At 60.9% G+C, this 7,388-nt stretch carries 11 protein-coding genes; 8 read left to right on the top strand and 3 right to left on the bottom strand.

Features of this window, described 5'->3' with window-relative positions; translation table 11 throughout:
• Positions 1–235 precede the first annotated feature (235 nt).
• Together DXY29_RS12590 and DXY29_RS12585 are read left to right on the top strand one after the other, a co-directional pair.
• Positions 236–772, top strand: a complete 537-nt coding sequence (locus DXY29_RS12590) for a photosystem I assembly protein Ycf4 (protein ID WP_115025401.1) — start codon at positions 236–238, stop codon at positions 770–772.
• 4 nt (positions 773–776) lie between these two features.
• Entirely contained in the window at positions 777–1,448 is a 672-nt protein-coding gene (locus DXY29_RS12585) for a peptidylprolyl isomerase (RefSeq protein ID WP_115025350.1), read from the top strand.
• A gap of 2 nt (positions 1,449–1,450) precedes the next feature.
• On the opposite strand, the gene ilvN is transcribed toward DXY29_RS12585, so the two are convergent.
• Positions 1,451–1,981, bottom strand: a complete 531-nt coding sequence (gene ilvN / locus DXY29_RS12580) for an acetolactate synthase small subunit (RefSeq protein WP_115025349.1) — start codon at positions 1,979–1,981, stop codon at positions 1,451–1,453.
• A complete protein-coding gene (locus DXY29_RS12575) occupies positions 1,953–2,918 on the bottom strand; it encodes an alpha/beta fold hydrolase (protein ID WP_115025348.1) in 966 nt (321 codons plus the stop codon). The genes ilvN and DXY29_RS12575 overlap by 29 nt, the downstream gene beginning before the upstream one ends.
• Here DXY29_RS12575 and DXY29_RS12570 point away from each other — a divergent pair.
• Genes DXY29_RS12570 through DXY29_RS12550 form a run of 5 tightly spaced genes read left to right on the top strand, consistent with a single transcriptional unit; the run spans position 2,902 to position 6,319 of the window.
• A complete protein-coding gene (locus DXY29_RS12570) occupies positions 2,902–4,086 on the top strand; it encodes a N2,N2-dimethylguanosine tRNA methyltransferase (RefSeq protein ID WP_115025347.1) in 1,185 nt (394 codons plus the stop codon). The two genes, DXY29_RS12575 and DXY29_RS12570, sit on opposite strands and share 17 nt — an antisense overlap.
• A gap of 28 nt (positions 4,087–4,114) precedes the next feature.
• The gene (gene petM, locus DXY29_RS12565) at positions 4,115–4,216 is read left to right on the top strand and encodes a cytochrome b6-f complex subunit PetM (RefSeq protein ID WP_038553686.1); all 102 of its coding nucleotides are present in this window, start codon (positions 4,115–4,117) and stop codon (positions 4,214–4,216) included.
• 56 nt (positions 4,217–4,272) lie between these two features.
• A complete protein-coding gene (locus tag DXY29_RS12560) occupies positions 4,273–5,235 on the top strand; it encodes an NAD(P)H-binding protein (RefSeq protein ID WP_115025346.1) in 963 nt (320 codons plus the stop codon).
• Between the two features lie 53 nt (positions 5,236–5,288).
• Positions 5,289–5,504, top strand: coding sequence for a hypothetical protein (locus tag DXY29_RS12555; protein WP_115025345.1), 216 nt, complete (start codon positions 5,289–5,291; stop codon positions 5,502–5,504).
• On the top strand, positions 5,504–6,319 hold the full coding sequence (locus DXY29_RS12550; RefSeq protein ID WP_115025344.1) for a methyltransferase domain-containing protein: 816 nt from the start codon (positions 5,504–5,506) through the stop codon (positions 6,317–6,319). The genes DXY29_RS12555 and DXY29_RS12550 overlap by 1 nt, the downstream gene beginning before the upstream one ends.
• Here DXY29_RS12550 and DXY29_RS12545 read toward each other — a convergent pair.
• A complete protein-coding gene (locus DXY29_RS12545) occupies positions 6,264–6,914 on the bottom strand; it encodes a pseudouridine synthase (RefSeq protein ID WP_115025343.1) in 651 nt (216 codons plus the stop codon). The two genes, DXY29_RS12550 and DXY29_RS12545, sit on opposite strands and share 56 nt — an antisense overlap.
• 201 nt (positions 6,915–7,115) lie before the next feature.
• On the opposite strand from DXY29_RS12545, the gene infA reads away from it, so the two are divergent.
• A complete protein-coding gene (gene infA / locus DXY29_RS12540; protein WP_006041809.1) occupies positions 7,116–7,385 on the top strand; it encodes a translation initiation factor IF-1 in 270 nt (89 codons plus the stop codon).
• Positions 7,386–7,388 lie beyond the last annotated feature (3 nt).

The raw sequence follows: 7,388 nt of genomic DNA, 5'->3' as shown, positions 1-7,388 counted from the left end.
ACGTCGAACCATCCCCGCTGTGGCGCGCGTCCTACAGCGATCGTCATGAGAGGTGAACGGTGCGGAAAGCCGCAGGCTGTGGGATACGCCGCGACCTTAACAATCTTCATGCGTCCTGCGGGGCTGAATTTACTGAGCTGAAACCCCTCGTATCGCTTTGTTTCTTAGGGATTTTTTCCTATTTCGACGCATGGGCCTTTCTGCGGTCACAATGGCCCTTCGTTCTGGCTGGGTCATGTCCGCAGCAGTGCTCGAGCAAACCGTGCTCGGCTCCCGTCGTCTCTCGAATTATCTGGTGGCATCTGCCGTCACCATTGGCGGAGTGGGCTTCCTTCTGGCTTCGCTGTCGAGTTATCTCGGTCGTGATCTCCTGCCTCTGGGCCATCCAGCTGCTTTGGTGTTCGTGCCGCAGGGGCTGGTCATGGGGTTGTACAGCCTCGCTGCGGCGTTGCTGGCCACCTATCTCTGGTACGTCATCGGTGTGAATGTCGGCGGCGGCAGTAACCGGTTCGACAAGGACGCCGGTGTGGTGACGATTAGCCGTCGCGGTTTCCGCAAGCCCGTTCTGGTGGAGATCCCTCTTAAGGACGTGAAGGCCGTGAAAGTCGAGGTGCGTGATGGCTTTAATGCTCGACGTCGTGTTGCCCTGAGAATTCAGGGAAGACGTGACATGCCACTGACCCGCGTCGGCGAACCGCTGCCTCTGGCGCAGTTGGAGCAGGACGGTGCTGAGCTGGCCCGCTTCCTTGGCGTCAATCTCGAGGGGCTCTGATCCGATGCGTCGTTTTCGTTTGTGGACGCTGCTGTTTCTCATCCCCCTGCTGGTGAGTTGCAGCCCCTCTCCGCGTGCCTCCGTCGTGACGGGCTGCGCTGATGCTCAGGCGGCCTGCCTGCAGGGGCTGGCCACCATCACCATGCAGACGAGCCAGGGCGAGTTCACGATTGAAGTGAACGGAGATGCTGCACCGCTCACCTCCGGAAATTTTGTTGATCTGGTGAGGCGCGGCACCTACGACGGAACGATGTTTCATCGTGTTGTGCGCGAGCCTGTTCCCTTTGTTGTCCAAGGGGGGGATCCGCAATCCAGCGATCGATCCGTTCCCTTGGGGCAGCTCGGAACGGGCAGCTTTGTTGACCCCGCCAATGGTCAAGCTCGGATGATCCCCCTCGAAATCAAGTTTCGATCGGAGACGCAGCCCCGATACAGCAGGGTCAGCACCAATCCCGCTGACCTGGATGGTCTGGAGCTGAACCATGAACGGGGGGCCGTGGCCATGGCCCGTTCCCAGGCGCCGGATTCCGCTAGTGCACAGTTTTATGTGGCTTTGCGCCCCTTGCCGGAACTGGATGGTCGTTACGCCGTCTTCGGCCGTGTCGTGGACGGCATGGATGTGGTGGATGCGATTCAGCAGGGAGATCGCATCACCAAGGCAGCGCTAAAGGAGTGAACTCAGGCCGGGACCCGGCTCTGGCTCGGGGACACCTTCAGCATTTCTGTGTTCACCCCTGAAGCCCGCTCGAGCGCCACCTTGCCGGTGCGGGCAATTTCGAGAATTCCGAAAGGAGCCATTAACCGTTCCAGGGCTACCAGTTTCCCGGGATCTCCCACCACTTCCAGGGTCATGGCTTCATCGGCCACATCCACGACCTTGGCCCTAAAGACCTGAACGAGTTCGAAAACAGCGCTCCGGGATGCAGCCGGTGCTGAGACTTTCAGCAGCATCAACTCCCGTTCCACAGCGGGTCGCTGGGTGAGGTCCAACACCTGAAGCACATTCACCAGTTTGTCCAGCTGTTTGGTCATCTGCTGGAGCGTCTGGTCATCGCCTTCCACAACCATGGTCAGTCGAGACTGCCCTTCAGCCTCCGCCGGACCGACTGCCAGGCTGTCGATATTGAAACCGCGTCGGGCGAAGAGTCCTGCGATCCGGCTGAGTGCTCCGGATTCGTCCTCAACCACCACCGAGAGGGTGTGTTTCATCGCCGCTGGTCGTCCCCTGCCGGTCTGGTCCTCCCAAGTTACGGTCCAGCCAGGGCAACAACACAGAAAGGAAGCGATCGGGCGCTTCGTCATGGGGGCAGTGACCGCAGCGATCCAGCACGCGCAGTACGAGTTGTGGATGCGTGGCTGCCAGGGATTCCCCGATAGCCAGGGGCACAAATCGATCCTGACGTCCCCAGATCAGAAGCATGGGGGATTGGAGCTGCTCGAGCAGTGCGGGGGCAGTGGCTCCTCTGGGGCGCTTCGACATGCCCAGGCTCATGCCCCGGAGGGCCTGAGCGGCCGTGGGCCTTCGGGCAGGACGGGCAACCAGCTGAAGCAGTTCTTGATCGGATTGGATCGAACTCCAGTAGGCCCCCTGTAGCCCGGCTTTGAGCAAACCTGTGCGCGCGATCAAGGGCACCACAAGCTCAAGAGGCAGAAGGTGCAGAACCAGCCAAAGCAGGCGCCGCTGCCAGCGCCGTCGCCAGGGCGAGCGACGTTTCGGTAGCGGTTGGATCAGGGCGGGGTCCGGTAGCGGAGCTGCAACTACCGCCTGCACCCTGTCGGGCCGCAGCACCGCTGCGGTGAGCGCAGTCAGGCCCCCCAAGGAGTTGCCGATCACCACCGCTGGTCCTTGAACCACTTGATCGAGGAACGCGCAGACCTGCTGCGCCCAGAGCCGGTTGTCCATTGGCCGCGCTGGCTGGGCGGACTGGCCGAAACCCAGCAGATCCAGGCTGTAGACCCGCCAGCCATGATCAGCCAAGCGCGGCGCAAAGTGGCGCCAGTGTCCGCTGGCGGCGCCGAAGCCGTGCAACAGCAGCAGAGCTGGTCCCGCTTCAGGGCCGCTGACGCGCCAGTGGCAGGGCCAGCCTCTCCAGCACCAGGTGCTTGGAACGCCCCACTCGGCAGTCTGGATGGCAGCAGACGGCACCCTTCTGACCTCAACCGATCATCACTATCGCGAAGGTCTGGCTGAGTTCAGCCTTGGCCCAGGGTTTTTCAGGCCTGAGTCACGCCCGGCACGCGATCTGTCGGTGTTGCTGGCCCGCCACCAGAAGGCAAGCGCAACGCAACCACTCCGTTGGCTTGATCTGATGGCCGGTTGCGGGATCAGGGCGCTGCGCTGGGGCCTGGAGGCGTTGGGCAGCGATGCCGCTGAGACAGAGCTCTGGATCAACGATGGTGATCCGGATCGGCTGCCGCTGATCCAGTCCAATGTGCAGGCATTGGGGTGTTCAACGCGGCTCAGCGCGGAGGCGGCAGATTTGTTGCTTTATCGGTCGATCCTTCAGCGTCAGCGGTTCGATTTCATCGACCTCGATGCCTTTGGGGCTTCGGGGAGCTTGATTCAGCCGGTCCTTCAGGCTTTGCGCTTCGACGGCCTGTTGTTTCTGGCATCGACGGATGGCCGTTCCCCCACCGGTCATGACCGTGTTGGTGCGATTCGAAGCCTTGGTGCCGCAGCCCGCGTGCATCCCGCTAGTTGGGAAATGGCCCTGCGGCAGCAGATTGGCCTGGTGGCCCGGCAGGCCTGGCTTCTGGGCCGTGGTGTGCAGCCCCTGTTCAGCTTCAGTGAAGGGCGCACCTTTCGCCTCGCCCTGCGCTTGCTGCGTCAGATCCCAGCGGGCGATGAGAAGAAGCTTGGGCTGGTGGCGCGTTGTGAACGATGCGGTGCTCAACGGGTGCAGCCTCTGCTGAAGCTCAGCGGCTGGCCTGCTTGTCATTGCGTGGACGGTCAGGGGAGGTGGAGCATCAGTGGCCCTTTGTGGATTGGTCCTCTGCAGGAAGAGCCTCTTTTGCAGCAGCTCATTGCCGATGCCCAAGACCTTGGTCTTCAGCAGATCAGCCCTGTCACCCTGCGCTTGTTACGGCGCCTGCAGGCGGATCCGGGGGATTGCCCCACGGTCTGGCCTACAGATGAGCTGGCCTCGCGATTGGGAGGCGGTGGGCCGCCAGCCCTCGCTCGACTGGTGCAGGCGCTCCATGCCGAGGGCTACCGCGCAAGTGCCAGTGGAGTCATGCCAGCACAGGTCCGAACCGATGCGGAATTGCCGCAGCTGTTACAGATCTGCACCAGCCTGCGGGGGGAAGGGATTTAAATGGGCGTGCGATCGCTTTGCCCAGACCATGGCTGCTGAGATTTTTGGAACTGCTGCGATCTTCTGGGTGTTGATTCCCATCGGCCTCGCTGGTGGTGCTCTGCTGCTGAAACTGCAGGGCGACGACTGAAGCAGTCGCTTTGAAGCGGGGGCCATTAGGCTCCCCTCTTCGCGAGGAAGGCGCCGATGCAAGTGCTTGTGGTGGGTGGCACGGGCACCCTGGGACGACAGATCGCCCGTCGTGCCATCGATGCCGGCCACCAGGTGCGTTGCATGGTGCGGGCGCCCCGCAAGGCTGCTTTTCTTCAGGAATGGGGTTGTGAGTTGACCCGCGGCGACCTGCTCGAACCAGACAGCCTGGATTACGCCCTTGAAGGCGTCGATGCCGTTATCGATGCGTCCACAAGTCGGCCCAACGATCCACGCAGCATCTACGAGACGGATTGGGACGGAAAGCTCAATCTGCTTCGTGCCTGCGAAAGGGCTGATGTCAAGCGTTTTGTCTTTCTCTCCTTGCTGGGAGCTCATCAGCATCGCGATGTTCCATTGATGGACATCAAGGCCTGCACGGAGAAGCTGCTGGAGTCATCGGATCTGGATTACACGATCCTGCAGGGTGCTGCGTTCATGCAGGGGGTGATCAGCCAGTTCGCCATCCCTGTTCTGGAGAGCCAAACCGTTTGGGTCAGTGGCAGCCCTACGGCCATTGCCTACATGAACACCCAGGACATGGCTCGATTCGCTGTTGCGGCTCTCGAGCGGCCGGAGACCGTTCGCAGTGCGTACCCGGTCGTCGGGCCTAAGCCCTGGAACACCGGTGAACTGGTGCAGCTGTGCGAACGCTGCAGTGGCAAGACGGCCAGGGTGTTTCGGGTTCAGCCCTTCTTGATCAATCTGATGCAGGGTGTGGCCTCCTTCTTTGAGCCTGCCGTCAACGTGGCGGAGCGGCTTGCATTTGCAGAGGTCACCGGTAGTGGTCAGACCCTCGACGCTCCGATGCAAACCAGCTACGCAGCGTTTGGTCTCGACGAATCCGAAACCACCGATATGGAGAGTTACATCAGTGAGTACTACGACACGATCCTGAAGCGTTTGCGTGAGATGGAAGCGGATCTCGATAAGGACGCGAAGAAAAAGCTCCCCTTCTGAACCTTGATACTCTTTGGTTCTTTTGTACTATCGCCTTAATTGATTTTTTTCTGATGGCTGTCGCTCAGCTCAAAAATCTGCAGCGGCGTCTGCAGTTGTTGTCGGATGAAGCAGAACAGGGTCTCAACCGTGTTTGCGGTCATGAGTTGTGGAAGTCGGTGGGGCCCGATGCGGTTGATGGTGTGGCGGATCCGGACCGTCGCGCCGAGGCCAACTACTGGTACGGCCAGTGGAACGTGGTGCGTGAGCTGCAGGAGTCCATCGGCTGATGGCTGAGTCGTGTTGCCCTCCCTCTCAGCCCCAGTCTCTGGATCAAACACAGGCTGTTGAAGCCCGTTACGGAGCCGCTGCACACGAGCAGGAAGCCTGCTTGTGCACCCCGGTTGGCTTTGACCCTGCCCTGCTGCGAGTGATTCCCGATGCTGTTGTCGAGCGTGATTACGGCTGCGGTGATCCCACCCGATGGGTGAAGCAGGGTGATCGTGTGCTCGACCTTGGCAGCGGCAGCGGTAAAAACGCCTTCATCTGCAGCCAAATTGTCGGAAAGTCCGGCAGCGTCACCGGTGTGGATCGCAATGACGACATGCTTGTCCTGTCGCGGTCGGCGATCCCGGTCGTGGCGTCAGCAGTGGGGTTCGACAACGTCCGTTTTGTTGATGGAGCCATCGAAGCCCTTGATGCGCCTGCTGCTGCGGGAGAGCCCCTGATTGCCGATGCCTCGATGGATGTTGTGTTGAGCAACTGTGTGCTCAATCTGGTGAATCCATCCTCCCGCGACAGGCTGCTGGCCAACATTCGCCGGGTTCTTGCTCCCGGCGGACGGGTTGCCATTAGCGACATCGTCTGCGATCAGGTTGTGCCCCTGCGTTTGCAGCAGGACCCTGATCTTTGGAGTGGATGCATCAGTGGCGCCTGGCAGGAGCAGGATTTCTTGGAAGCCTTTGAGGCTCTTGGCTTTGAGCAGGTTCGCTATGCAGAGCGCAGCGAAAAGCCCTGGCGCGAGGTGGAGGACATTGCATTTCGCGCGGTCACCCTCGTCGGTTCCCTCCCCGACGAGGGCCAGAAGAGATCGGCTTGCTGCTGATGAGCTTGTTGAGCCGCTCCTGTTCAGCACCTGTCACTGCACGCCAGTCTCCGGCTTGAAGTTCTTTCAGGTCCAGCGGTGGGCCATTGTCCATCAAGTCAATGCAGCAGCGCACCAAACGCAATGTCGGTAGTCCGACGGCCGCAGTCATGCGTCGCACTTGCCGGTTGCGTCCTTCGGTAAGTGACAGCTGTAGCCAGCTGGTGGGGATTGCGGCGCGGTAACGAATGGGAGGCCTTCTATCGGGGAGTTGCGGTTGGTCGTGCCCTTGAAGCCACTGTGCTTTTGCCGGCAGGGTGCGACGGCCTTGAATGACAACACCATCGCGAAGTTGTTGCAGCTGTTCGATGGTGGGGGTGCCTTCGACTTGCGCCCAGTAGCTGCGCCAATGGCCAAAGCGTGGGTCGGTGAGGCGCTGTTGCAGGCGACCGTTGCTGGTAAGGATCAGCAGCCCCTCGCTGTCGGCGTCAAGACGCCCAGCGGCGTAGACCTGGGGCACGTCAACAAAGTCGCTCAAGCACCCCCAACGGCTCCCTTCCTCCGGCGTGAATTGACTCAAGACCCCAAAGGGTTTGTTCAGCAGCAGCGTCGTCAAGTCAGCTCGCGTTCTCTCGCATCCTCCACAGGTTGACCACGCCGACGGAGATCAGCAGCAGACCCAGATCCATGCTCAACGGGGGAAGAATCACGGCAGGGGGAGTGGGGTGGGCGTTGGAGCCTAAGGGCTCTGTTGTCTCGGCGGGGCGCAAGTGGCCTTCTAAACTGATACCAGCAAGACAGAATTGGCTACCGACGCATGATCGAAACCTCGGGCGTGATCGAGAAGGAACAGGGCAACGGGTTCTATCTGGTCACCCTCGAGCAGCCTGCAGGCCACCAATGCCTTTGCAGAGCGGCTGGAAAGCTCACCAAGTTTCGAATCAAATTGCTCGCCGGTGACAAGGTTCTGGTGGAAATCAGCCCCTATGACCTCACCCGTGGCCGCATCACTTATCGGGAGCGCAATGCCGGTGCTCCTGGTGGTCGTCCCGGTGGAAACCGCCCCGGTGGACCTCGCCGTCGTTGATGT

The sequence above is a fragment of the Synechococcus sp. UW69 genome (assembly GCF_900474185.1).
Lineage (GTDB): Bacteria > Cyanobacteriota > Cyanobacteriia > PCC-6307 > Cyanobiaceae > Parasynechococcus.
This window is presented reverse-complemented; position numbering and strand designations above follow the sequence as displayed.

Coding starts and splice junctions, on each gene's coding strand:
- DXY29_RS12560 (WP_115025346.1), top strand. CDS start 4,273: ATGCAAGTGCTTGTGGTGGGTGGCACGGGCACCCTGGGACGACAGATC.
- DXY29_RS12570 (WP_115025347.1), top strand. CDS start 2,902: ATGGCAGCAGACGGCACCCTTCTGACCTCAACCGATCATCACTATCGC.
- DXY29_RS12585 (WP_115025350.1), top strand. CDS start 777: ATGCGTCGTTTTCGTTTGTGGACGCTGCTGTTTCTCATCCCCCTGCTG.
- DXY29_RS12590 (WP_115025401.1), top strand. CDS start 236: ATGTCCGCAGCAGTGCTCGAGCAAACCGTGCTCGGCTCCCGTCGTCTC.
- DXY29_RS12550 (WP_115025344.1), top strand. CDS start 5,504: ATGGCTGAGTCGTGTTGCCCTCCCTCTCAGCCCCAGTCTCTGGATCAA.
- DXY29_RS12555 (WP_115025345.1), top strand. CDS start 5,289: ATGGCTGTCGCTCAGCTCAAAAATCTGCAGCGGCGTCTGCAGTTGTTG.
- petM (WP_038553686.1), top strand. CDS start 4,115: ATGGCTGCTGAGATTTTTGGAACTGCTGCGATCTTCTGGGTGTTGATT.
- ilvN (WP_115025349.1), bottom strand. CDS start 1,981: ATGAAACACACCCTCTCGGTGGTGGTTGAGGACGAATCCGGAGCACTC.
- infA (WP_006041809.1), top strand. CDS start 7,116: ATGATCGAAACCTCGGGCGTGATCGAGAAGGAACAGGGCAACGGGTTC.